The organism is Virgibacillus sp. 7505, assembly GCF_002272135.1.
Lineage (GTDB): Bacteria > Bacillota > Bacilli > Bacillales > Amphibacillaceae > Terribacillus.
Map to the genome: position 1 here is coordinate 60,112 of NZ_NPBF01000026.1, position 24,084 is coordinate 84,195.

Genomic DNA, 24,084 nt, shown 5'->3' on the forward strand with positions numbered 1-24,084 from the left:
CGAAAGGAAAGCATATGAGGTGGAAGTATGAGAATCAGGGAAATTGAAGAAAAAGATAATCAGCAAGTCGAGCAGCTGATTCGGACTTGCTTAAAGGAGTTCGGTGCCGATAAGCCTGGAACAGCTTGGAGTGATCCAGATTTAGGTCGTTTCTATTCCTTGTATCAGCAGCCAGGTTCGAAGTATTGGGTTGTGGAGGAGGAAGGAACGATTGTTGCCGGATGCGGTATTGGTCCGATCGAAGGACACCCGGAAGTTTGTGAGCTCCAGAAGATGTATACAGCCAAGAATACACGCGGGACAGGCATTGCACACGATTTGCTGCAAACAGCACTTACTTTTGCTAGCCAGCATTATAGTCGCTGTTACTTGGAAACGCTGAGCAACATGACTGCAGCAAATCGTTTCTATCTGAAGACAGGCTTTCAGCGTTTGGACAGGCCTCTGAGCGAAACAGAACATTATGCTTGTGATGTTTGGTATATCAAGGATTTATAATGTAACGAAAGGAAGGCGAACTCTTGCACGTCAAACCAATCGTAACGCTGCTGGAAGCGAATGAGATAGTTTATGCTGTTGGGGGTTCACTGCTGCTGTACTTAAAAGGGCTGCCAGTTAGTCCAAATGATATGGATATACTAGTAGAGCCTGAGCAGTTTGCCCGTGCAAAAAGAACACTTCAAAACATGGCGGTCATATCGGAAGATAAGCTGCCGCAGGACCGGTTTCAAACGAAGTCATGTACAACCTTCACTATGTCAGATGGTGTACAAGTGGACTTGATGGCAGGTTTTGCCGTTTCCTATGGAGGTAATGTTTTAGAGATGCCTTTTACTGCTGTAAGGGATCAGACAATTGCCGGTGTACTGCCGCTAAGCAGTATGGAGGCATGGTACATTATGTACTGGCTGTTGCCCGGAAAAGAAGGTAAACGTTCTGTAATGGAGCAATACTTCCGCAGTAGCGGGCTAAAGGATCGGCATTATTTACAGCAAGCACTCGAATTTGAATTACCGGAAGGTGCCTCCGCGGCAATTCAGGATTTATTAACAATATGAAGAAACAGAACTCAATTTAAGTCAAAATAAATTCATAGCTACTACTTGAAAATCCCTTTCTAAAGGGATTTTTTTGTTTGTTAACAAAGCTGTGACGATTACGCCACAAATTGTTCAATATTTCACAATCCCAAATAGGAAGACAGGAGTATACTAAATGTAACAGGACATTGTGACTAATTTCACATAGTTTCCGATAAAATTATGAAAAGAAAGAAGGCGGCAAAATGGATGTTGTAGAGCTTTCGCGTATCCAATTTGCATCAACGACGTTGTTCCACTTCCTATTCGTTCCGTTAAGTATAGGATTGGCATTCATCATTGCAATCATGGAAACATTGTATGTTGTCAAAAAAGACGATAAATATAAAAAAATGGCGAAGTTCTGGGGACATATATTCCTGATCAACTTCGCAGTCGGTGTTGTCACCGGTATATTACAGGAATTCCAATTCGGGATGAACTGGTCGGAATACTCCCGTTTTGTAGGGGATGTTTTCGGTGCACCGCTTGCTATTGAAGCGCTGCTGGCATTCTTCATGGAGTCCACTTTCCTAGGTCTGTGGATTTTCGGTTGGGATCGCTTGCCAAAATGGGTGCATGCATTATGTATTTGGCTTGTATCCCTAGGTACGATTTTCTCTGCATTCTTCATTCTGTCTGCGAACTCATTCATGCAGCATCCAGTCGGAGAAGTATTGCAAAATGGCAGACTTGAGATGAATGACTTTCTGGCAATCATGACAAATGGTCAGCTTTGGGTCGAATTCCCGCATACAGTCTTCGGTTCGTTCGCGACTGGTGCATTATTCATCGTTGGTATTAGTGCCATAGCTCTTTTGCGTAAGAAACATGTGGAATTCTATAAAGGTTCCTTTAAGGTTGCTATTGTTGTCGCTTTGATCAGTGGTATCGGTATCGCTTTATCCGGTCATGAGCAGGCATTATATCTTGTGGAAACACAGCCAATGAAAATGGCTGCCAGTGAGGGTCTTTGGGAAGACAGTGCCGATCCTGCACCTTGGACAGTATTTGCCAATATCGATACCGAAGCGAAGGAAAATACGGGAGAACTTAAAATCCCTTATATGTTAAGTTTCTTATCTTATGGTACATTCAGCGGTTCAGTAGAAGGCATGAATTCCTTGCAGGAACGTTATACAGAGCTATACGGACCTGGCAATTACATCCCGCCTGTCAAAACGACATTCTGGAGTTTCCGTGTCATGACGGTACTAGGCGGAGCAGTTTTAGCTCTATCTATCTGGGGTGCTTATCTTTATGCACGTAAAAAACTCGTTAATAGCAAATGGTATCTGCGCTTGATGATCGTTGCAATCAGCTTCCCGTTTATCGGCAACTCTGCTGGTTGGATCATGACTGAAATCGGTCGTCAGCCATGGGTTGTATTTGGATATATGAAAACAGAGGATGCGGTCAGTGCTGGTGTCACAGCTGGAGAAGTTCTTTTCTCCCTCATCACTTTCTCGGCCATGTACTTGATTCTGTTCGCGGTCATGATTACTTTGTTCGTCCGTGAAATCAAAAAAGGGCCGGAGCATGATGTAGAAGAAACAGAACCAATCGCAGACCCATTCACGAAGGAGGGTCAACATGCTTTCTCTTAATGAATTTTGGTTTATCCTTGTCGCTGTTTTGTTCGTTGGCTTCTTCTTCCTGGAAGGCTTCGACTTCGGCGTCGGGATTGCAAGTAAATTTGTAGCTAAAGATGATTTGGAAAAACGCGCTTTCATCAATTCGATCGGCCCATATTGGGATGCGAATGAAGTATGGCTCATCACAGCTATCGGAGCGATGTTCGCAGCTTTTCCGAACTGGTATGCGTCTATGCTAAGCGGTTTTTATCTTTGCTTCGCTTTCATTTTGTTCGGTCTGATCGGCCGCGGGGTGGCTTTCGAGTTCCGAGGCAAAGCGGAGCACCCGACGTGGCGCAAGACTTGGGATTGGGTGATTCTCTTCGGCAGTATCATTCCGCCGCTTGTTTTCGGTATCATGTTCACTGCGTTGATCCAAGGTGTACCGATTGACGAGAATATGCACATGCATGCTGGTGTGTCCGATGTCATCAATGTCTATACAGTTCTTGGCGGTGTGACGTTGACAATGCTTTGCGTATGGCACGGTCTTATCTTCGGAACACTACGTTTAATGGATACGTTACGTGAACGCTGCCGCAGTGCAGCAAAAAAATTGCTGCCAATCAACGCAATTTTATTGGTTGCATTCCTTGGAATGACATTTTTTAAGACAGATATGTTCAGTGTCCATGGAAATATTTTAGAGTATCTATTCATGGTCGGTATTCTTGTGTATATCGCATCTGGCTACTTCATCACACGAAAACGTGATGGCTGGGCATTCCTGATGTCTGGTTTAATCATGATCCTGTTGATTGCTTCTGTGTTCATTGGTCTATTCCCTCGGGTAATGATCAGTTCTATCAGTGAAGCTTACAGCTTGACTGTACAGTCAGCATCATCAGGAGATTATTCATTGAAAGTCATGACCTATATCAGTTTGGCATTGCTGCCATTCGTGTTAGGCTATCAAATTTGGAGCTACTACGTTTTCCGTAAACGTGTAGATCATAAGGAGCATATGGAATACTAATGGGCAGAAATTTAATGGCTTACAAGGGAATAAAAACGGTGCTGGTAGGGCTATCCGCATTGACGCTGCTGCAAGCTGTGGCCATTATCTTTCAAGCGAAATGGCTGGCGGAGGCCATCACGCACCTATTCCATGGGGAAAGCTTTGTTTCCCAAATACCACTGATAGGCTGCTTTATAGCAGCCTTTCTTGCTAGGCAGCTTTTGCAGCTCATCATAAAAAAAATATGTTTCCGCTTTGCAGAAGCAACTGTCAAGGATATGCGAAAAGCATTTTTGGAAAGTGTATTCAAGCTGGGACCGCGCTACACAAAACAGGAAGGAACCGGGAATCTCGTTACCTTTTTGCTGGAGGGAGCAGGTAAGCTACGCGACTATTTGGAGCTGTTTTTGCCAAAGCTCGTTTCCAATATGATTACGCCATGGCTTGTACTAGTTTATATCTGGCTGCACGATGGTATTTCTGCTGTCATTTTATTAGTTACCATTCCTATCTTGGTCGCTTTTATGATTTTGCTTGGCTTAGCCGCACAGAAGAAAATGGACAGTCAGTGGAAGGCTTATCGTATGCTTTCCAATCACTTTGTGGATTCGTTAAGAGGATTGGAAACGTTGAAATTCCTCGGTCGCAGCAAGGAACACGGTGAGACGATCGAGAAAGTAAGCGGACAGTATCGTAAATCCACGTTAGGTACATTGCGGATTGCGTTTCTTTCCTCGTTTGCGCTGGATTTGTTCACGCAGCTTGCAATCGCTTTCGTCGCCGTGACACTTGGTCTGCGGTTGATTGATGGAACACTATTGCTGGAGCCAGCATTGATGATCCTCCTGCTTGCGCCAGAATATTTTCTTCCGATTCGTGAGGTGGGAAATGATTATCATGCTACGTTGGATGGTAAGGATGCAGGTGACCAGATGCTTGCTGTTATCAAGGTTGCCAAAGAGAAGCATAAAGGAAATCAAGCAGGTGCTTGGGGAGAAGACAGTGAGCTTGTTTTAAATGATGTGACTGTTATGTACGACAATGATCGTCCTGCTTTGTCTGACATAAAGCTAAGCATCAAAGGGAATCAGAAGGTAGGTTTAATTGGAGCAAGTGGTGCCGGTAAGTCAACATTCATTGATTTGCTGAGCGGGTTTATTGATCCCGTTTCCGGTCAAATGGAGCTGGATGGAAAGCCTGTGGACTTCTCAGCTGAAGCTTGGCAGAAACAAACAGCTTACATTCCGCAGCACCCATTCATATTCCAAGGCAGCATCAAGGACAACGTAAGATTTTATGCGCCGGAAGCTTCGGATGAACGAGTGGAAGAAGCGATTGGTCATGCTGGTCTAAGGGATGTTGTTGATAGGCTGCCTGAAGGATCCGACACCTTGATTGGGGAAGGAGCCCGTAACTTAAGCGGCGGTCAGGCACAGCGTGTTGTCTTGGCGAGGGCATTTTTGAGTGACCGTTCGATTGTCCTTTTGGATGAACCTACAGCACAGCTTGATATTGAAACGGAATATGAATTAAAAGAAGTCATCGAGGAGCTTGCTGCAGAAAAATTATTGTTCTTTGCATCGCATCGACTTCATTGGATGCAGGAAATGGATCTAATTGTTGTCATGGATAACGGAAGAATAGCGGAGTGTGGCACGCATGAACAATTAATGGCAAACCGCGGCCAATATGTCCGCTTACTGAAAGCACAAATGGGGGATAATCATGAAGCATCGTGACTGGATCATGCCATATGTTAAACAATATAAATATCGCATGCTGACCATTCTGCTGCTGAGTATGCTGACAGTAGGTTCAGCTGCGGCATTGATGTTCACATCTGGCTTTTTGATTTCTAAATCATCACTTCGGCCGGAAAACATCCTGCTCGTATACGTACCGATTGTACTCGTTCGGGCATTTGGTCTTGGTCGCTCTGTATTCCGCTATTCCGAACGACTGGTGAGTCATGATTTCATTCTCCGCGTGCTGGCAAAGATGCGGACTAGGCTTTATCATCTGGTCGAGCCGAAGGCAGCTACGAGCAAGTCGATGAAAACGGGAGAAGTGCTCGGTATATTGGCGGAGGATATCGAAAGCTTGCAGGATTTGTATCTGCGTACGATTCTGCCGACTGCATCCGCTGTCCTTCTATATGTGATCAGTATTTGTGCACTCGGTTACTTTAGTATTGGATTCGCTTTACTTATGGCGATTTATTTCTTCGTGCTGGTTGTTGTGATGCCGATTTTCTCACTTTTGCATATGCGTGCGGCCAATCAGGCATACAAAAAGGATAAGGACCAGCTGTATCAATATGTAACAGATGGTTTCCTTGGTATACATGACTGGCTTTTGAGCGGACAAAAACAGCATTTCTTCAGCCGCTTTTTCAAACGTCAGGAAACACAGGACAAAGCTGATAAACGGTCGAAGAACTGGTCATATTATCGTGAATTCATCGGACAAATCGTTGTTGCTGCCATGCTGGTCACGATGCTTGCTTTCGGTGCCAGTCTGTTCACGGATGGAAGAATAGCAGATGTATTCATTGCTGCATTTGTACTTGTCATCATTCCGCTGTCCGAGGCGATTCTACCTGTTTCGAATGCTGTGGAAAAGTACCCACGGTATGAGGAATCATTGAATCGTGTCACCGAGCTGGAATCAGATCAGGACACAACCGTTGAGGCTGCAGCCTATGAAGGTTCTTTCGAAAATGTACAGCTGACTATGAATAGTGTGGATTTTGGATATGAAGAGCAGGGGAGTGTTATCAAAAACCTATCTCTCGAACTGACACAAGGTAAAAAGATTGCCATTATCGGTAAGAGTGGAGCGGGTAAATCAACATTGCTCAAGCTTTTGCAAGGGATGCTGTTACCAGATTCCGGGACTGTACAAATCAATGGATATGAAGCATCATCCATTCGTCCTGATATGACAAAACTTGTTTCTGTATTGAATCAAAATCCGTATCTTTTCTATACAAGTGTGGCGAATAACTTGCTTTTGGCAAATGAAACAGCCACCGAAGCAGAAGTGAAAGCTGTTATGAAACAAGTCAAACTGCATGATTTAGTAGCCAGTCAGCCAGAAGGCTATCAGACATCCATGCAAGAAACCGGGCAGCGCTTTTCTGGCGGAGAACGTCAGCGTATTGCGCTGGCACGGGTATTGCTGCAGGATACACCGATTGTCATGCTGGATGAGCCGACTGTGGGACTTGATCCGATCACTGAACGAGACCTGCTTGATACGATTTTCAATAGCCTGACGGGTAAGTCCTTGCTGTGGGTAACACATCATCTGGTCGGAATGGAACAGATGGATGAGATCATATTCATGGAAGAAGGAAAAATCAAAATGCGCGGAACACATGCACAATTGCTGCAGGAATCAGCGCATTATCGCAAATTATACGAGCTGGACCGGCCGACGGCATTCCAGCATGTGTGATCCAAAGCTTTAAAGCTTTGGATTTTTTTATGCATAAATCGATAGAAAGCTCATCATACTACCGGTAAAGCAAAATCGAAATGGAGTGACGTGATGGATATCCTTCTTGCCGTCCTGCCTGCATTGTTCTGGGGCAGTATCGTGTTATTCAATGTCAAGCTTGGCGGGACCCCTTATCACCAAATCCTCGGTACGACTATCGGTGCATTGTTGCTCTCGATTGTACTGTATTTCTTCGTAAGGCCTGAATTGACTGGATTCATCTTCTTAATTGGGTTTTTATCTGGGGTGTTCTGGTCACTTGGTCAAACCTTCCAGTTAAAAAGCGTACATGCAATCGGTGTTTCCAGAACGATGCCGATTTCGACTGGTGCGCAGCTTGTTTCCACTTCCCTATTTGGAGTGATTGTTTTCGGTGAATGGAATACAGCAAGATCTGTCATTCTCGGAATTCTGGCATTATTGCTCATTATCATTGGTGCAATGCTCACTTCCAAACGTGCTAAAGGAGAACAGACGGACGAGGCAAGCCGGGGAGCGTTCCGAAAAGGTCTGATTTTCATCACCATCTCAACAGTTGGCTACCTCGTATACGTTGTCATAGCCAGACTCTTCGGTGTCGATGGATGGACAGCTTTATTCCCGCAGGCTGTCGGCATGGTTGCAGGCGGAATCATCCTGACGGTGAAATACAGACCGTATGATTTTTACACCATAAAGAACATCATTCCAGGTTTGATATGGGCGACAGGAAATATGTTTTTGTTTATTTCACAGCCGCGCGTAGGCGTAGCGACTAGCTTTTCTTTATCTCAAATGGGAATCGTCATATCCACGCTTGGCGGTATTTTCATATTAGGAGAGAAAAAAACGAGGGGCCAGCTGATCAGTATCAGTATCGGTATCATCCTGATCGTTGTTGCCGGTTTCCTATTAGGCTATACAAAATCATAATGAAGGAGAGTTTCTTATGTATCCAAGTTTGCAAGGGAAAGTAGTCGTCATCACAGGTTCATCTACTGGTCTCGGGAGAGCTATGGCTTTGCGCTTTGGCCAAGAAGGTGCCAAAGTAGTGGTGAATTATTACAATAATGGCGAGAAAGCTGATGAGGTAGTCCAAGAAATCAAAAACAGCGGCAGTGATGCAGTAGCTATACAAGGAAATGTAATGGTGGAAGAGGACGTTAAAAAACTTGTTCAGACAGCCATCGATTCATTTGGTAAATTGGATATCATGATTAATAATGCTGGTGTCGAAAACCCGGTTCCTTCCCATGAATTGCCGCTGAAGGATTGGGACCGAGTTATCGGAACGAATTTGACAGGTGCCTTCTTAGGCTCGCGTGAAGCATTGAAGTATTTTGTTGAAAATGATGTAAAAGGAAATATCATCAATATGTCCAGTGTACATGAAATGATTCCTTGGCCATTGTTTGCACATTATGCTGCTAGTAAAGGCGGGGTGAAGCTCTTGACCGAAACATTGGCACTGGAATATGCTCCGAAACAAATTCGTGTGAACAATATCGGACCAGGCGCAATCAATACGCCAATCAATGCTGAGAAATTCGCAGATCCAAAGCAAAAAGCAGATGTAGAGAGCATGATTCCGATGGGTTATATCGGAAAGCCAGAAGAAATTGCAGCTGTTGCAGTGTGGCTTGCTTCTGATGAATCCAGCTACGTGACAGGTATAACATTATTTGCAGATGGCGGTATGACCAAGTATCCAAGCTTCCAGGCAGGAAGAGGCTGAACATTAAAAAGACAATGCCCCATGGGCATTGTCTTTTTAATGTTCATAAATCATTTTGCGTGTCATGCCGCCGTCTACAACAATATTTTCACCGTTGATGAAGTTATTTTCAGCTGATGTCAGGAATATGCATGCTCTGGCGATATCTGATGGTGTTCCGACACGTTTTGATGGGTGCTGATCATGATCGATAGGACGCAGGCTATCATATTCCTTCGTTTCGATCCAGCCTGGGCTGATGCTGTTTACCGTAATGTAGTCATCCTGCAATGACATAGAAAGTGCATGCGTAAGAGCGACAATGCCGCCTTTAGTAGCAGCATATGCTTCCGTATCAGGTTCCGACATGGTTGCACGAGTCGATGCAATATTCACGATCGAGCCGCCTTTTCCGCTTTGTTTCATATATCCTGCAGCTTCTCTGCTGGCTAGGAAAGTGCCGCGCAAATTTGTATTGATGATGCTATCCCATTCTTCGACCTCTAGTTCAAACATATTCTTGAATGCACTGATACCAGCGTTGTTAATCAAAATATCAATCTGTCCAAAATGGTCAAAGGCTTGCTTCATAAAGTCAGTCACGTCCTGGTGATTCCGCATGTCGGCCTGAAGGGCGAGTCCTTCTCCTGCCATTTCCTGTACAGTTTGTTCGGCAGCTGCATGATCCAGATCAACTGCAGCTACTTTTGCTCCTTTAGCGGCATACTGAAGAGCAACCGCCTTTCCGATTCCATTTCCTGCTCCAGTTACGACGACCACTTTGTCTGTAAAATCCATTACATTCATCCTTTCTTATCTTTGTAAAAAATATGTTTTAAAGACCATGTACCATCTTCTTGAACAATCAATTCGCCGAATGAGAATTGCTCCTGCCGCCGTTTATCTGTTGGTGAGCCGGGATTGAAAAGAACAAGATCCGCTTCTTCCTTATGAATGGGAATATGTGAGTGGCCGAAGATAAGCAGATCAATATGTTCGTCTTCAAATGCTGCCTTCGCGCGCTGTTCAGTCGTTTTTCCTTTCCCGTGTCCATGTATTACCCCAACTTTCACTCCATGAAAGGTAAGGAGCTGTTTTTTTGGTAATGTATCAATGAGCTCGGGACTGTCTATGTTTCCGGAAACAGCTGTAACTGGAGCGAAAGATGCAAGGGAATCAAGAACCCGGCTATCCTGAAGATCACCAGCATGGATGATATGGTCAGCCTGCTCCAGATGGGGGAGCAATGCAGCTGGCCAAACCTTTGCCATACGCGGCATATGTGTGTCAGCTAAGATAGTGATTCGCATCAGCTTCCCTCCAATCAATCTCATAATACCCTAAAGCACGTTACAGCAATCATAAAAAAACCGCTCACCCCATCAAGGGGGAGCGGTTGATGTTACATTTGAGTCTGATGCTCAGGCTGATGCAGTGTGATATCTGCACCAAGCTGTGTGAACAGCCCGACGATATCCTCATAACCACGCTGAATATGTTTGACATCCGTGATTTTGGTTACGCCATCAGCTGCTAGACCAGCCAAAATCAAGGAAGTACCAGCGCGAACGTCATGTGCTTTTACTGTTGCGCCCGTAAGCTTAGAAACACCATGAATCAGGATCTGATGATCAACCACTTCAATGTCAGCGCCAAGTTTCTTCAACTCTGCAACATGCCCATTTCGGTTTGGATATACTTTGTCCAAAATCGTACTAGAGCCAGCTGCTAGAGTGAGCAGCGTAGTAAGAGGCTGCTGCAAATCAGTTGCGAGCTCCGGATACATGCCTGTCTGGATACGCGCACCTTGCAGCGCAGTTCCTGAAGCTGTCATCGAGTCATCGTCTTCTGTAATAGTCATACCTAGCTCGATCAGCTTGTTCGTACAGCTAGCCAAGTGCTCTGGAATGACATTTTTAACTGTAATCCGGCCATTCGTCACACCTGCAGCCATCAAAAATGCGCCAGCAATCAAACGATCCGGAATCACCGTGTGTTCAATACCGCCATGAAGGGACTCAACGCCGTCAATCGTGATCTTCTCTGTGCCGGCTCCTTTGATCTTTGCTCCCATCAAGTTCAGGAGATTCGCTAAATCAACCACTTCCGGATCTTTTGCAGCGTTGTGCAGCGTAGTGCGTCCTTCTGCTTTAGCTGCTGCCAGCATAGCGTTGATGGTAGCACCTGATGTAATGACATCAAATGTAATCTCCGCACCGGTCAATTTCTCGCTAGTTACTTCATAATACTGCTGCTTGAAATCGAATGTCGCTCCAAGTGCAGAAAGAGCCTTCACATGCTGATCAATCGGGCGTGATCCAAAATCATCTCCGCCTGGATATCCGATTTGCACGGTCTTTACCTTGTGCAGCAAAGCTCCGACAAAATAATATGATGCACGGAAATCTGAGGTTTTTGCTAGATCAAGTTTCCCGGATGTTATATGTTTGCCGGTAAGCTCATATGTGTTCTTCTCTTTTTCTTTCATATGCAAACCAATATCTTCGGCAAGCTCTTTTATCAATAAAATATCCCGGATAGCGGGAATATCATGAATTGTAATTGTCTCATCTGTCAAACAGCCTGCTACAACTAGTGCAAGCGCACTGTTTTTGGCACCCGGGATGGTAACTTCTCCGGTTAGCGGGCCGCTTTTTCTGACTTCAAACCATGCATTGTCCACTCTATTACGCTCCTTGTCTAATTACAGCTCTGAAAGTCAGAATCAAAGGAATAAAGAATAAAGGAATTACCCTAGCTTCTTTGTATTATCCAGTATTTCTGATAAGCCTTCAGCGCTTTTTATCTGCTCTCATATGCACATAAATTTCATTTTACCATTAATCAGCCAAGAAGTAGATAGGGAATAAGTATTCCTGTATGCAGTTTTTACCTTTATCTTCGAACCCCTAGGGTAAGAGCTTCATATACTAGCGGTAACAGACTTTTGTGCTACAATAAAAAGGACTGGACTATACCAAAGGAAAGGCAGGCTCATCATGAAAGGAAAAAAGGTTGTCAAGGGCACGGCTATCGCGCTGCTTGTACTTTTTCTGTTTTGGTTCGTCCGGGAACATATTAAACTGTCACCTGAGGATATCCAAGGGTGGATTGTCTCATTTGGGATCGTTTCTCCATTAATCTACATGGGAATCTATGCGGTCAAACCCGTCATTTTTTTCCCTTCCTCTGTATTATCGATTGCAGGCGGTTTAGCGTTTGGCTTTGTTAAGGGTACCATCTTCATATTAATTGGTTCCGCGGGTGCTGCTATCGTCGCATATTTTCTAGCTCACTTTTTCTCCGAGCGGTTCGGGGATAAGGATTTAGGCGAAAGAGTGGAGAAAATCAAGCAGAAATTGCATGACGAAGGTTTCTTTTATGTATTGGTCATGCGGGTGCTGCCGGTTTTCAATTATGATTTGGTCAGTTATGTTGCCGGTCTGACACGTGTTAAATTCAAGCAATATATGGCCGCCAGTATATTAGGCGTGCTTCCGGGGACGATGACCTATGCACTTGTCGGGTCAAGTATCGTATCCTTAAACTATACGTATCTAGCTATTATTCTATTGATTATATTGATTTGTGCTCTCATAGGCTTTTGGAAAAGAGACAAGATAAAGGAAATACTGACATAAGACAGCTGAGGCTGTCTTTTTTTATTTTAGGTGGAAAAAGTTTAGTTATTATAGTTGAAAGAATATTCCGAATTGGGATGGTGTGTGCATGGAAGATCAAAAACAGTCACTACGATGCAGCATCCAGTACGTGAAGCAGGAAATTATCGGCCATGATGATGGTGCAAAGCAGCAGATGGAAGCTGACTCTTGCACCACTTAACCCGAATTGGAACGCCGTACAGCTTGTAGGCTATTGAGCATGATATCCGAGAGACAAAAAAACAGAGAAAGAGGCTGGGACATATTTTAGCCATATAAAAACCGAACTCTATTGTAAATCTTCCTAAGAAAAATTTGCATAAGTTCGGTCATCTGAATAGTTACCCATACTAGCGGAGTGTTCGCTCAAGAATAACATTCGGTTTTAACCAATGGTAATTTAGTTATGTCCCAGTCTCTTTCTTCATGCAAATGCTGTAGCTTGGATTCCGCTTTCTTTTTCATAGGCACGCTGCAGAGCGCGCGTTTTATCGCCTGGTGTCCCGTCACCGATTTGTTTACCCTCAATTTCAATGACTGGCATGATTTCACTTGTTGTACTGGTAATGAATACTTCATCTGCTTGGAGCAGCTGGTCTGTTGTAAACGCTGTTTCCTTTACTTGCAATCCTGTGTTTGGTGCAAGAGCCAATACTCTGCTCCGCACGCAGCCATGCAGGATGTTTGTTGCAGCCGGGTGCGTGAAAAGGATGTCATCCTTTATGATGAATACATTAGAAGATGAGCCTTCGGTAACAATGCCATCCTTGTGGAGAATAGCTTCAAAAGCTCCCTTATCCTTGGCAGTTTGCTTGGCTAATATATTCGGCAGTAAATTCAGGCTTTTGATATAGCATAGATCCCATCTGATATCGTCCGCCAAAATAGTGCGAACGCCATTCTGAAGTAGGGAAACAGGTCTTTCACTAGGTTCGATATAAGCATAGAAATTACTTGGTACATCTGGGAAGCTATGCTCACGGGGGGCAGAACCGCGAGTGATTTGCAGATAAAGCTTTGCGTCCGTTTGAACGTCATTTTTCTCTGTCAGCTGGACAAGAGAAGCAATCAAAGCATCTTTCGCAAATGGAACTTCCAGCCGGATCGCATCTGCTGAACGATAAAGCCGTTCGATATGTTCCTCCAGCAAATCAAATGTTCCTTGATATATACGGATGACCTCGTAAACACCATCACCGAATTGCAGTCCACGTTCTTCAAAAGGATACAAAAGTGATTCTTTCGTGATTATCCCGTCTTGCGTCAATAAATAATCGTACAAGCTCATATCCATACCTCCCTCTTGTTAAAATCCAGTATAACAGAGGTGTAAAAGGAGGCGAGAAAAAAAATTGTCGAATTATGTTTAGAATGTTGCGTGCATGTAAAAACCTTGTTATACTACTTAACATACTATTTATAAACCGGGGTAATCATTTCGCTTTTCTCGCACTTGTTAACTACCCTTGAGCCAACGCAGTGTCTCGTTTTAAACGTAACGAGGCATTGCGTTTTTACTATGTATATTAGGAAATAATGATAAAAGAAAGGAGGCCGTATGATGGATACAGAACAGCTGAAGCAGGAGCTGATTGCCTACAGCAAGAAGATTGGTGTAGATAAAATAAGGTTTACAACAGCCGATGTCTTTCAGGAGCTGAAGGAAAGACTGAAGCAGCAGCAGGAGAAAAATTATCAGTCAGGTTTTGAAAAGGGTACAATCGAGGAACGGACTGAACCTAAGAAGCTTATGCCTTCTGCTCAATCCATTATTGCAATTGCGCTCGCGTATCCTTCCAGATTGCCGAATGCACCAAAAAGTACGAAGGAAGAACCGCGCGGCTTGTTCTGTAGGGCCTCCTGGGGAATGGATTACCATGAAGTGCTGCGCGACCGGATGAATAAGCTGACTGCGTTTCTTGCGGAAAGGGTGGAAGGATTCACCTATCGTTCAATGGTTGATACAGGAGAGTTGTCCGACCGAGCTGTAGCGGAGCGGGCAGGTATCGGTTTCAGTGCCAAAAACAGCTTTGTCATTACACCTGAATTCGGATCGTATGTGTATCTTGGAGAAGTAATTACCAACATTCCATTTTTACCGGATGAAGCTGTAGAAGATAGCTGCGGAACATGCACAAAATGTATTGATTCCTGTCCGACAGGCGCGCTTGTCCAAGGCGGCCAGCTGAATGCACAGCGCTGTATTGCCTATCTGACTCAGACGAAAGATTTCCTGCCAGATGAGTTTCGCTCTAAAATTGGAAATCGTATCTATGGCTGTGACACATGCCAGCTTGTTTGTCCAAAGAACAAAGGCATGGATTTCCACCTTCACGAAGAGATGGAGCCAGATCCGGAAGTCGTGAAACCGCTGCTGAAACCTTTACTCAAGATGTCGAATAAAGAGTTTAAGGCGAAATTTGGTCTGATCTCTGGTTCCTGGCGTGGCAAGAAACCGATTCAGCGGAATGCAATACTGGCCATTGCGCATTATAAGACCACTTCTGCTGTGCCGGATTTGATAGAACTGATGGAACAAGATCCACGACCTGTCATTCGAGGAACAGCTGCCTGGGCAATTGGTAAGATTGGGTTGCCGGAAGGTTTTGATGCAGTCAGAAAAGCTATGGACAAAGAGCAGGACGAACAAGTACTTGAAGAAATGCGCAAAGGACTGCAGTTTGAAGAGGAATATGCTGAGGCACACTGAAAAAGGAGCATATATATATGCTCTTTTTTTATTTTCACGGTTTAGCTATTTAAAAAGCTGGGTATTTAATAACAAGATGGACTATAAGGATATTTTTTTAGGTTTTAAATGGTATGAAATACCTAAAACTATTGTCCTGATACTGTCAAATAAGTGAATAAGAAACGTAGGGATCAGAATGGAATTATTACATAGTTTAGTTGAGTCAGCAGAGGATCTGCAAAAAATGATCGGTACCGATACGATGATCGGAATTACAGATAGAGAAAAATTCTTAAGTTATCTGCCTACTGGAAAGGTGGATTTTGGAATACATGTAGGAAGTCCGATACCAGCCGGGGATAAAAACCTAGAAGCTGCATTAGCGGGTCGATATGGTTCGGTTTTATTACCTAAGGAAGTGTACGGTATTCCCCTGCACGCGAAGTCCTTTCCGATTCGGAGCGACAATAAAGAGGTTGTTGGCGCATTTGCAATTGCTATTCCACTGGATGCTCAAGAAAAAATGGAAGGTTACATTGGCAATCTGCGTCAAATAATTGATGGACTCCAGGATAAACTGCATACCGTTTCGGCTCATTCGGAAGAGCTTGCGGCCTCAAGCGAAGAGATTGCAGCACAATCTCAGGAATCCATGTTGCTGACAGAAACGACAGTCGGGTCAATAAGTGAGATTTCCCAAATCCAGCAGCAAACCAATATCCTGGGTTTGAATGCGTCGATTGAAGCAGCCCGAGCAGGGGAAGCTGGTGCAGGTTTTGCTGTAGTTGCAAGTGAAGTGAGGAAGCTGTCTTCCCAAACGACAGATGTTACGAAAAGTATGAGCGTCTCTCTGGAGAATATTAAAAATAATATTACTGCGCTATCAGGAAGTGTAGAGCAAATACGAAACGCATCTGGTGAGCAAGCAGATCTAGTCAACAACTTCAGCTTGCTTATCGACCAGCTCCATCACTTAGGTGAAGGTATGGAGTCATTTTTTAAAACAATTACATCCTCATAAAATAAGGCCGCTGCAGCGGCCTTATTTTAATGCTTTGCCCAACCCTTCTGCGTAATGAAGTCCTTCATATATACACGTTTCGGGATACGGAGATTATCTGTCGTCTGCTCGGTCCAGGTTGTCTTCCGAGTGTTTTCAGTCCGATCCACGTAATATGACTGAATGGTACGGTCATATTCCTCCAGCTGGGCATTCAGCATGCCTTTATCCACATTATATCTATTTTCATGATATACACTTCCGAACGGCAGCCGTGGTTTCTTTTCATTTACTTTTTCCGGATAACCGACGGCAATTCCGAACAGCGGCAATACATGTGCAGGTACGCCGAGGCTTGCAGAAACGCCTGCCAGATTATTTCGGAGCCCGCCTATGTAACAAATGCCCAATCCCATCGATTCTGCTGCAATGGCAAGATTTTGGGCGGCCAGTGAGGCATCGATAGTACCGATCAGCAAAGCTTCCGTGCCTTGAATCGTTTCGGAAATATCGGCTCGCAAATTTTTAGCCATTTCCTTATGGCGGTAGAAATCAGCACAAAAAACAAAGAAGTGGCCATTATTAACGACGTACTCCTGGCTGCCAGCATATGTGCTAAGCTCCTTTTTCACTAAAGGATCGCTCACACCAATGATCGAATACGCCTGGAGGAAGCTCGACGTGGATGCTGCTTGAGCAGCGGAGACAAGCTCCTTTATCTGTTCCTCTGTAAGGCGCTCGGTCGTAAATGATCTTACTGATTTGTGGCTAAGGATGGTTTGCAAAACATCAGACATCGTATTCTCCCCCTTTTTTATAAGGATACACAAATTTGTCACATTTGTAACTAAAAATGTTTGCGCTTTCATAAATAGAATCAGTCAAGCTGATGAAGCATATACTGTCATGATTCTACATACATACAAGTGAGGTGGGAGCATGGAGACATTCATGACTATTTTATCCGTATTCGTAGTAGGAGGCTTGCTCCTCCTGCGGGGATATGCCATGTCATATCGAAGGAAGAACAGGAGGGATAGAGATGGGAAAGAGTGAACAGCTGGCGGATTATTGGATGCAGGAAGTCGACAGGAAGAAAGCTGGGAATTGGCTCGTAAACCGAATTGCTTTCCATGAAAAGGATGGAGCGAAGGTTGCCCAGATTCGAGGAGAAGGGACAATCCTGAGCGAAGAGCATGATGGGGAAGAGGATATCATTACCTACCGCTTATGTGCAACTTTTCTCGTGCATAAGCAGCATGCTACGTATCATGAAGAAGAAGTGCATACACATATAGCCCGTATGCGTGATGGGCAGATCATTCATGATGAGCGGGTAGAGGATGCTGTCCAGCCTCATGTCCAGGGACTTGTCGTTTATGAAAGCAATGATCAGGATTTTGACCGGCAATTCACCTACGACAGACGAGCGGCGGTTCAGTATGCCGAGCGTTGGTGGAATGATTATAACCCTGCCTATAAGAAATTTGAAGTAGACTGTACAAATTACATTTCACAGTGCCTGCGGGCGGGCGGAGCACCAATGCGGGGAGAACCGGACCGGAATTCGGGATGGTGGTTCAATGGAGAAAATTGGAGCTATAGTTTCACAGTGGCGAATGCTTTACGTTGGTATTTGAGCGGATCAAAACAAGGGTTACGAGGCAAGGAAGTAGCCGATGCAAGACTTCTGAGGCCTGGGGATGTGATTTGCTATGATTTTGAGGGTGATGGGAATTACAATCACAATACAATAGTGGTAGCCCGGAACGCGCAGGGTGAGCCATTGGTGAATGCTCATACTGCCAACAGCAGAATGCGTCATTGGGCTTACGTTGATTCCCCGGCATATACAAAGAACGTTGTATATAAATTTTTCCAGATTGGGCAATGATCTCTGCTATGCTATACTGGTAAGGTTGAAAGTAGAAAAGCAGAGGTGAAAGTATATGCCAAGACATATCGTACTATTCCAGCCAGAAATTCCAGCTAATACAGGGAACATTGCTCGTACCTGCCTTGCGACAGATACGGCATTGCACCTGATTCGTCCGCTTGGTTTCTCGACGGATGACAAAATGCTGAGAAGATCAGGATTGGATTATTGGCATGACGTGGATATCCATTACTACGATAGTATAGAAGAGTTATATGAAAAATTTCCGGAAGGTGTCTTTTATTATATAGAGAACTTCGGTACCAAGCACTATTCAGATTATGATTTCAGTAACACAGATCAAGATCTGCTATTCGTTTTCGGACGGGAGTCGACTGGCATTCCAAAGGATTTGCTAGTAGGAAAAGAGGAGCAATGCCTTCGTATTCATATGACAGATAAAGTTCGATCTTTGAATCTGTCTAATACTGCTGCAATTATCATTTATGAAGCTCTTCGCCAGCAGGGCTTCGATGGGTTATCCTAAACTGCACCTTGTGTGCAGTTTATTTTTTATAGTTGTTTAGACATGGATAAAAGGGGGCAAATATAGTACTTTAACCTGTTTTATTTGGTAGCATTATACTAATGTCACTTATATCCGGTGGATTTACTGAGGTAACGAGGTATAATGGAGTGCATGAATAATATGAGAGATTACACGCTATTGCTTCGGACATTTGGGGATAAGCTTCGATATCTGAGAAAAAAACAGATGCTGACACAGGAGGAATTGGCTGGCATGGCGGGTTTTAATCGATCGTACTACTCCGATATTGAAAACGGCAAGCGAAATATTTCTTTTGTGGGCATCAGTAAGTTGGCAATAGCACTGAATGTGGAAATGGTGGACCTTCTGCCAACAAAAGAGGACTATTATAAGCTGCTTGATTTGTCAGCAGAATACAACCAGGAAACAATTACATACATATACGGCAGCACTGTTGAAAGGCAGTTACGCAAAACTTGAGGGGCTAAGGAATGAGATTCTATGCCAGCCAGTTGCGAAAATGGATTCTCAGGCTGCCAGAGTGGCAGCTTTTTTTGAAAAAGGAGAATGAAATTGATTCTAAAACGTAAACGCATCCAAGATATACTACTAGGTGATTTTTTGGGCAGTGACATTGTCCTGGCAGACAAGACAAAACTGGATAAAGGGACAGTCATTACTGCAGCATTACTGGAACAGCTGAAGCATAACAGAGTGCCGTCCGTCATCGTGGAAACTGCGGAAGAAGAGACTTCTGATCCATTTAGCAAGACAGATCGTCTTCAGCAGATGATTCTGCAGCTACAGGAGAAAGAAATGGATCATCAAGCAACATATAAACGAAGTATGGAAAAGCATTTTTACACAAATTTATCTTATATCGCTTTTGAATATCGCTATGGAAAATTGCTTTATGAGGAAGAAAGCATCCGTTTCTTGAAGGACCTGTACATCAAAAGCCTGAAGACGATGGGAAGAAGCAGTCTTTGGCATATGCTTGAGCAAAGAGATCCGTACGCTTTCATCCATTCCTTGGACGTTTTTGTGATCGGCACGATGCTCGCTTATCATATGAATGTCGTGCAGCTGGAACTTTGTGCAACAGGATATTTATTTCACGATATCGGCAAGCTTGATATACCTCGTGAAATTCTTGATAAAACAACGTCACTGACAAAAGAGGAATATGAGATTGTACAAACACATACGGTCAAAGGAGAGACACTCCTGCATCAGGCAGGTGAGCCTTTACTCGGCCGCTATGCGCGAAGTCATCACGAACGGCTGAATCGACAAGGCTATCCGGATGGTGCTTATTTGCCGGAACTAGGAGTGGATTTGCAAATATTAGCTGTCGTCGACACGTTTTCTGCTTTGACCCTTTCCCGCACTTATCGGGAAGTCCTTCCTGCAGCAGAAGCTATTCAGCTGATGCTGGAAATGTCGGAAGCATATCCAAAGAAAATAGTGAAGAAACTGGCCCAGCTGATGCATATATTCCCTAATGATAAGAAAACACTTCAGCTTGACGATGTCATGCTGGATAAATATACGAATGAATCGTATATGGAAATAGGATGGAAGCAGAAGCCGTAAGCGTCGTTTATGGATTTGCTGGCATGATAGCCAAACCCTGGGCATACATTAAGGTAATCGCCTTTTGTTTAACAATGCCTGGGAGGTTAATGAATGATGAATATATTGGATAAGGTACAGCAGTATCGCCAGGAACAAGAGAAGCTCCACTGGGAAGGAACGCTCGCTGATTATCTGCGTTTGTTGAAAGACCGGCCTTATCTTGCTCAATCTGCACATTCCCGTGTATATAATATGATCAAGCATAAAGGCATTGAAGAAGAAGATGGTGTGAAAAACTATAGCTTCTTCAAGGATGCATTATTCGGTTTGGAAGAACCGCTTGAAAAGCTGGTAGAAGAATACTTCCATCCGGCAGCTCGGAGACTGGATGTACGCAAACGGATTCTCCTGCTCATGGGACCGGTAAGCGGAGGGAAATCCACGCTCGTCAGCCTGCTCAAACGAGGGCTGGAGGAATATACACTGACAGATGAGGGTGCAGTTTATGCCATAAAAGGCTGCCCGATGCATGAGGATCCGCTCCATCTTATTCCTGTTCATCTTCGCAAGGAATTCGAGGATGAATATGGTATCCGGATTGAGGGGAATCTTTCCCCATTAAACCTGATGCGTCTGGAAGAAGAGTATGATGGAAGAATAGAAGATGTCGTTGTTGAACGAATTTTCTTTTCCGAAGATAAACGATCAGGAATCGGTACATTCAGTCCTTCCGATCCAAAATCACAGGATATTGCCGACTTGACTGGTTCCATTGATTTCTCCACAATCGCGGAATATGGATCAGAATCGGATCCCAGGGCTTATCGCTTTGACGGAGAGCTCAACAAAGCCAATCGCGGCTTGATGGAATTTCAGGAAATGCTGAAATGCGACGAGAAGTTTCTTTGGCATTTGCTTTCATTGACGCAGGAAGGCAACTTCAAAGCCGGCCGCTTTGCGTTAATCAGTGCGGATGAATTAATCGTGGCGCACACGAACGAATCAGAGTATCGTTCATTTATTTCCAATAAGAAGAATGAAGCATTGCATTCCCGGATGATCGTCATGCCGGTTCCTTATAATCTTAAGGTGGATGAAGAAGAGAAAATCTATCAGAAAATGATCTCGGAAAGTGATATTAAAGATGTCCATATCGCACCGCACACACTGAAGATTGCTGCGATGTTCACAATTCTTACGAGATTGAAAGAATCGAACCAAGGCGGTATCAGCTTGCTGAAGAAAATGCATCTTTATAATGGGAAGCAGCTGGAAGGATTCAGCGACGCAGATATCCAGGAACTGAAAAAAGAACACAGCGATGAAGGGATGAGCGGCATTGATCCGCGCTATGTTATCAACCGAATTTCCAGTACGATCATTAAAAAGGAAATGCGTTCGATCAGTGCATTGGATGTACTTCGTTCCTTGAAGGATGGGCTTAGCAGTCATGCATCCATATCGAAAGAAGACCGCGAACGTTACTTGAATTACATCGCAGTAGCACGTAAGGAATATGATGAAATTGCGAAGAAAGAAGTACAGAAAGCATTCGTTTATTCTTATGAAGAATCAGCTAAAACATTGATGGATAACTATCTGGATAATGTAGAAGCTTATTGTAATAAGACAAAACTGCATGATCCGCTGACAGGGGAGGAAATGCCTTCTGATGAAAAGCTGATGCGTTCCATCGAGGAGCAAATTGGGATTTCGGAGAATGCGAAGAAAGCTTTCCGTGAAGAAATCCTTATCCGAATCTCGGCGTATGCACGTAAAGGGAAAAAGTTCGACTATCAATCCCATGAACGGCTGAGGGAAGCAATCCAGAAAAAGCTGTTTGCTGATCTGAAGGATGTAGTAAAAATCACAACGTCCACAAAAACGCCAGATGAGCAGCAGTTGAAGAAAATGAATGAAGTAGTCGCAACATTGATCGATGAATATGATTATAATTCCACATCGGCAAACGACCTGCTCCGCTATGTAGGAAGTTTGCTGAATAGATAATAAATAAGCCGCCGGGATCCCGGCGGCTTATTTATGTGATTTATGCAGATAATAGTAAAAATCCTGCAAATATCGGAAGCAATACCATCGCTGTCTTCAAGTAGACAGGACGAACGCGTTTTGTGAATTTTGCTCCGACATAGGAACCGATCATCGTTCCTGCAACTACTTCAAAAAGTAATTTGATATCAAGGAAACCGAGCTGTGCATAGCCGACTCCGCCAGCCAAGGCGATTGGAATAATGATCATCATCGTTGTGCCTGCGGATTGCTGCGCGGACAGTCCGAGCAGGATAAGCAGTCCAATTTGGATGAATGGAGCAGAACCTATACCGAACAATCCGGATAGTGCACCTGTAATAATACCGAGCAATGCAGCGGAAATGAAATAAACAAGCTTGTTCTGGTAGATGAATGCACTTACTGTATTTTCTTTGTTGGAAGGTTTGCCCATCAGCAAAAGACGAATACATAGAACTACACCCGATAATACGAGCATTCCGGCTGTAAGGTAATTCAAGATATCTTCCGGGATGATTCCGGAAAAATGAGAACTGATGAAGGCGCCAACTGCACCGAAAATACCAATGATCAAACCAGCCCGCAACGTGACATTTCCTTCACGGTAGTGACTGACTGCACCCGAGAATGATGAAAACAGCATTGATGTAAGAGCAGTGCCTAACGCTACGTGAATCGGGAAACCGAACAGCACTGTCAGGATGCTGATGATGAACCCAGATCCCCCGGCACCGACAAAGCCGACGATAAGACCCGCGGCAATCATGATAAGGATAATTTCAATAGCCATACTAATTCCCTCATTTCTTGTTGTACTTTTAGTTAACCATACTGAATTGGTATTGTATAATGCATAAATAACATATAAAACATGCAGGAAAGGTATGGGTCAGCTTATGGAATGGCAGCAGTTAGTTTATTTCAAGGAAGTAGCGGAGCGGGAGCACTATCTTCAGGCAGCAAAGGCTTTAGCCATCTCTCAGCCTGCCTTGAGCCGGTCGATTCAGAAGCTGGAGGAGCAACTCGGAGTCCAGCTTTTTGAGAAAAGGGGTCGGGGAATTGTGCGCAGCCTGTACGGGGAAGCTTTTTATATACATGCAGTCAAAATATTGGAAGAAATGGACAAGGCTGAAAAACACATTCGGAAAATGAAGGATCCGCAGTATGGGGAAATTACGCTTGGATTTATGAGATCCCAGGGACTCCAGCATATCCCCCGGCTGTTGAAGCAGTATAAAGAGATATATCCTTCCGTCGAGTTCTCTCTGAATCAAGGCTCAACGGAAGAGCTGATCAACCAGTTAAGGGAAGGGAAGCTTGATTTATGTATCTGTAATATGGATCAAGGGGTAGAAGGGCTATCCTGGCGAAAGCTGTGGACAGATCAGCTTTATGTATATGTATCTGATACACACCCGCTCGCAAATGAAGAGCAGCTGGGATTAAAGCAGATAGAAGACGAGCCCTTTCTGCTTATTCGCCCAGGCTACAGTGCCCGGGTGATGTTTGAACAGATAGTCGAAAAATATGGACTGGAACCGAAAGTGGCGTTCGAAAGTGAGGATATGATGACAATTCTGGGTTTTGTCGCGGCAGGACAGGGCATTGCCCTGCTTCCATCCTTGGAGGCACTTCATATGCATCATGTCAGAAGCATCCCGCTCATCGAACCGACAGAAAGGCAGATTGGTGTGGCTTGGCGCGAGGGAAGTGTACTATCTCCTGCAAGTGAGCATTTTATTGAACAGATTATCACGTACTCAACAAAATTTGGAGAATAAAGCGGCTTGATGTCGCTTTATTTTTTTCTGGTTAACACTTTAGCATATT

At 44.2% G+C, this 24,084-nt stretch carries 22 protein-coding genes, 1 pseudogene and 1 riboswitch; of the genes and pseudogenes, 17 read left to right on the forward strand and 6 right to left on the reverse strand.

All coding sequences use genetic code 11. From position 1 onward, the window contains the following. Positions 1–27: 27 nt before the first annotated feature. The 8 genes from CHH91_RS11905 (at position 28) to gdh (ending at position 8,886) form a co-directional block, all read left to right on the forward strand. Positions 28–498: a GNAT family N-acetyltransferase gene (locus CHH91_RS11905; RefSeq protein WP_095223674.1), complete on the forward strand. Its 471-nt coding sequence runs from the start codon at positions 28–30 to the stop codon at positions 496–498. A gap of 23 nt (positions 499–521) precedes the next feature. After that, positions 522–1,058: a nucleotidyltransferase family protein gene (locus tag CHH91_RS11910; protein WP_095223675.1), complete on the forward strand. Its 537-nt coding sequence runs from the start codon at positions 522–524 to the stop codon at positions 1,056–1,058. Positions 1,059–1,285: 227 nt separating this feature from the next. Continuing rightward, positions 1,286–2,686: a cytochrome ubiquinol oxidase subunit I gene (locus CHH91_RS11915; protein ID WP_095223676.1), complete on the forward strand. Its 1,401-nt coding sequence runs from the start codon at positions 1,286–1,288 to the stop codon at positions 2,684–2,686. Beyond that, the gene (gene cydB / locus CHH91_RS11920) at positions 2,673–3,689 is read left to right on the forward strand and encodes a cytochrome d ubiquinol oxidase subunit II (protein ID WP_095223677.1); all 1,017 of its coding nucleotides are present in this window, start codon (positions 2,673–2,675) and stop codon (positions 3,687–3,689) included. Before CHH91_RS11915 ends, cydB begins: the two co-directional genes overlap by 14 nt. Then, positions 3,689–5,410 carry a thiol reductant ABC exporter subunit CydD gene (gene cydD / locus CHH91_RS11925; RefSeq protein WP_095223678.1) on the forward strand — a complete coding sequence of 574 codons (1,722 nt, stop codon included), beginning with the start codon at positions 3,689–3,691 and terminating at the stop codon, positions 5,408–5,410. The genes cydB and cydD overlap by 1 nt, the downstream gene beginning before the upstream one ends. Continuing rightward, positions 5,397–7,130, forward strand: a complete 1,734-nt coding sequence (gene cydC, locus CHH91_RS11930; RefSeq protein ID WP_286160770.1) for a thiol reductant ABC exporter subunit CydC — start codon at positions 5,397–5,399, stop codon at positions 7,128–7,130. The genes cydD and cydC overlap by 14 nt, the downstream gene beginning before the upstream one ends. Positions 7,131–7,223: 93 nt before the next feature. Further along, positions 7,224–8,084 carry a GRP family sugar transporter gene (locus tag CHH91_RS11935; protein ID WP_095223680.1) on the forward strand — a complete coding sequence of 287 codons (861 nt, stop codon included), beginning with the start codon at positions 7,224–7,226 and terminating at the stop codon, positions 8,082–8,084. Positions 8,085–8,100: 16 nt separating this feature from the next. Beyond that, a complete protein-coding gene (gene gdh / locus CHH91_RS11940) occupies positions 8,101–8,886 on the forward strand; it encodes a glucose 1-dehydrogenase (RefSeq protein ID WP_095223681.1) in 786 nt (261 codons plus the stop codon). 36 nt (positions 8,887–8,922) lie between these two features. Here the strand turns inward: gdh and CHH91_RS11945 are convergent, their stop codons facing one another. From CHH91_RS11945 to murA, 3 genes are all read right to left on the reverse strand, one after another. Further along, positions 8,923–9,663 carry a glucose 1-dehydrogenase gene (locus tag CHH91_RS11945; protein ID WP_095223682.1) on the reverse strand — a complete coding sequence of 247 codons (741 nt, stop codon included), beginning with the start codon at positions 9,661–9,663 and terminating at the stop codon, positions 8,923–8,925. 5 nt (positions 9,664–9,668) lie between these two features. Further along, a complete protein-coding gene (locus tag CHH91_RS11950; protein ID WP_095223683.1) occupies positions 9,669–10,175 on the reverse strand; it encodes a metallophosphoesterase family protein in 507 nt (168 codons plus the stop codon). Positions 10,176–10,267: 92 nt separating this feature from the next. Further along, positions 10,268–11,548 carry a UDP-N-acetylglucosamine 1-carboxyvinyltransferase gene (gene murA / locus CHH91_RS11955; RefSeq protein WP_095223684.1) on the reverse strand — a complete coding sequence of 427 codons (1,281 nt, stop codon included), beginning with the start codon at positions 11,546–11,548 and terminating at the stop codon, positions 10,268–10,270. A gap of 316 nt (positions 11,549–11,864) precedes the next feature. Between murA and CHH91_RS11960 the strand changes: the two genes are divergently transcribed. Continuing rightward, on the forward strand, positions 11,865–12,506 hold the full coding sequence (locus tag CHH91_RS11960; protein ID WP_095223685.1) for a TVP38/TMEM64 family protein: 642 nt from the start codon (positions 11,865–11,867) through the stop codon (positions 12,504–12,506). 445 nt (positions 12,507–12,951) lie between these two features. On the opposite strand, the gene dat is transcribed toward CHH91_RS11960, so the two are convergent. Then, positions 12,952–13,815, reverse strand: a complete 864-nt coding sequence (gene dat, locus CHH91_RS11965) for a D-amino-acid transaminase (protein ID WP_095223686.1) — start codon at positions 13,813–13,815, stop codon at positions 12,952–12,954. A gap of 273 nt (positions 13,816–14,088) precedes the next feature. Between dat and queG the strand changes: the two genes are divergently transcribed. Both queG and CHH91_RS11975 read left to right on the forward strand, forming a co-directional pair. After that, on the forward strand, positions 14,089–15,237 hold the full coding sequence (gene queG / locus CHH91_RS11970; protein ID WP_095223687.1) for a tRNA epoxyqueuosine(34) reductase QueG: 1,149 nt from the start codon (positions 14,089–14,091) through the stop codon (positions 15,235–15,237). Between the two features lie 178 nt (positions 15,238–15,415). Further along, on the forward strand, positions 15,416–16,240 hold the full coding sequence (locus CHH91_RS11975; RefSeq protein WP_095223688.1) for a methyl-accepting chemotaxis protein: 825 nt from the start codon (positions 15,416–15,418) through the stop codon (positions 16,238–16,240). A 26-nt stretch (positions 16,241–16,266) separates the two neighbouring features. Here CHH91_RS11975 and nfsA read toward each other — a convergent pair whose 3' ends face one another. Continuing rightward, on the reverse strand, positions 16,267–17,016 hold the full coding sequence (gene nfsA, locus CHH91_RS11980; protein ID WP_095223689.1) for an oxygen-insensitive NADPH nitroreductase: 750 nt from the start codon (positions 17,014–17,016) through the stop codon (positions 16,267–16,269). Positions 17,017–17,261: 245 nt separating this feature from the next. Between nfsA and CHH91_RS11985 the strand changes: the two genes are divergently transcribed. The 5 genes and pseudogenes from CHH91_RS11985 to CHH91_RS12005 all read left to right on the forward strand — a co-directional run bounded on the left by CHH91_RS11985 (position 17,262) and on the right by CHH91_RS12005 (position 22,233). Further along, positions 17,262–18,113 carry an amidase domain-containing protein gene (locus CHH91_RS11985; protein WP_095223690.1) on the forward strand — a complete coding sequence of 284 codons (852 nt, stop codon included), beginning with the start codon at positions 17,262–17,264 and terminating at the stop codon, positions 18,111–18,113. Between the two features lie 55 nt (positions 18,114–18,168). Next, positions 18,169–18,642, forward strand: coding sequence for a tRNA (uridine(34)/cytosine(34)/5-carboxymethylaminomethyluridine(34)-2'-O)-methyltransferase TrmL (gene trmL, locus CHH91_RS11990; RefSeq protein WP_095223691.1), 474 nt, complete (start codon positions 18,169–18,171; stop codon positions 18,640–18,642). Positions 18,643–18,804: 162 nt separating this feature from the next. Further along, a pseudogene (locus CHH91_RS11995) lies at positions 18,805–19,008 on the forward strand (helix-turn-helix domain-containing protein); the annotation flags it as partial. A gap of 71 nt (positions 19,009–19,079) precedes the next feature. Next, positions 19,080–19,165: riboswitch (cyclic di-GMP riboswitch) on the forward strand. 53 nt (positions 19,166–19,218) lie between these two features. Beyond that, positions 19,219–20,241: an HD-GYP domain-containing protein gene (locus tag CHH91_RS12000; RefSeq protein WP_176465775.1), complete on the forward strand. Its 1,023-nt coding sequence runs from the start codon at positions 19,219–19,221 to the stop codon at positions 20,239–20,241. A 96-nt stretch (positions 20,242–20,337) separates the two neighbouring features. Further along, positions 20,338–22,233, forward strand: a complete 1,896-nt coding sequence (locus CHH91_RS12005; RefSeq protein ID WP_095223700.1) for a PrkA family serine protein kinase — start codon at positions 20,338–20,340, stop codon at positions 22,231–22,233. A gap of 40 nt (positions 22,234–22,273) precedes the next feature. Here the strand turns inward: CHH91_RS12005 and CHH91_RS12010 are convergent, their stop codons facing one another. Then, the gene (locus CHH91_RS12010; RefSeq protein WP_095223693.1) at positions 22,274–23,044 is read right to left on the reverse strand and encodes a sulfite exporter TauE/SafE family protein; all 771 of its coding nucleotides are present in this window, start codon (positions 23,042–23,044) and stop codon (positions 22,274–22,276) included. Positions 23,045–23,138: 94 nt separating this feature from the next. Between CHH91_RS12010 and CHH91_RS12015 the strand changes: the two genes are divergently transcribed. Next, positions 23,139–24,035, forward strand: coding sequence for a LysR family transcriptional regulator (locus tag CHH91_RS12015; protein WP_095223694.1), 897 nt, complete (start codon positions 23,139–23,141; stop codon positions 24,033–24,035). The last annotated feature ends 49 nt before the right edge of the window (positions 24,036–24,084 follow it).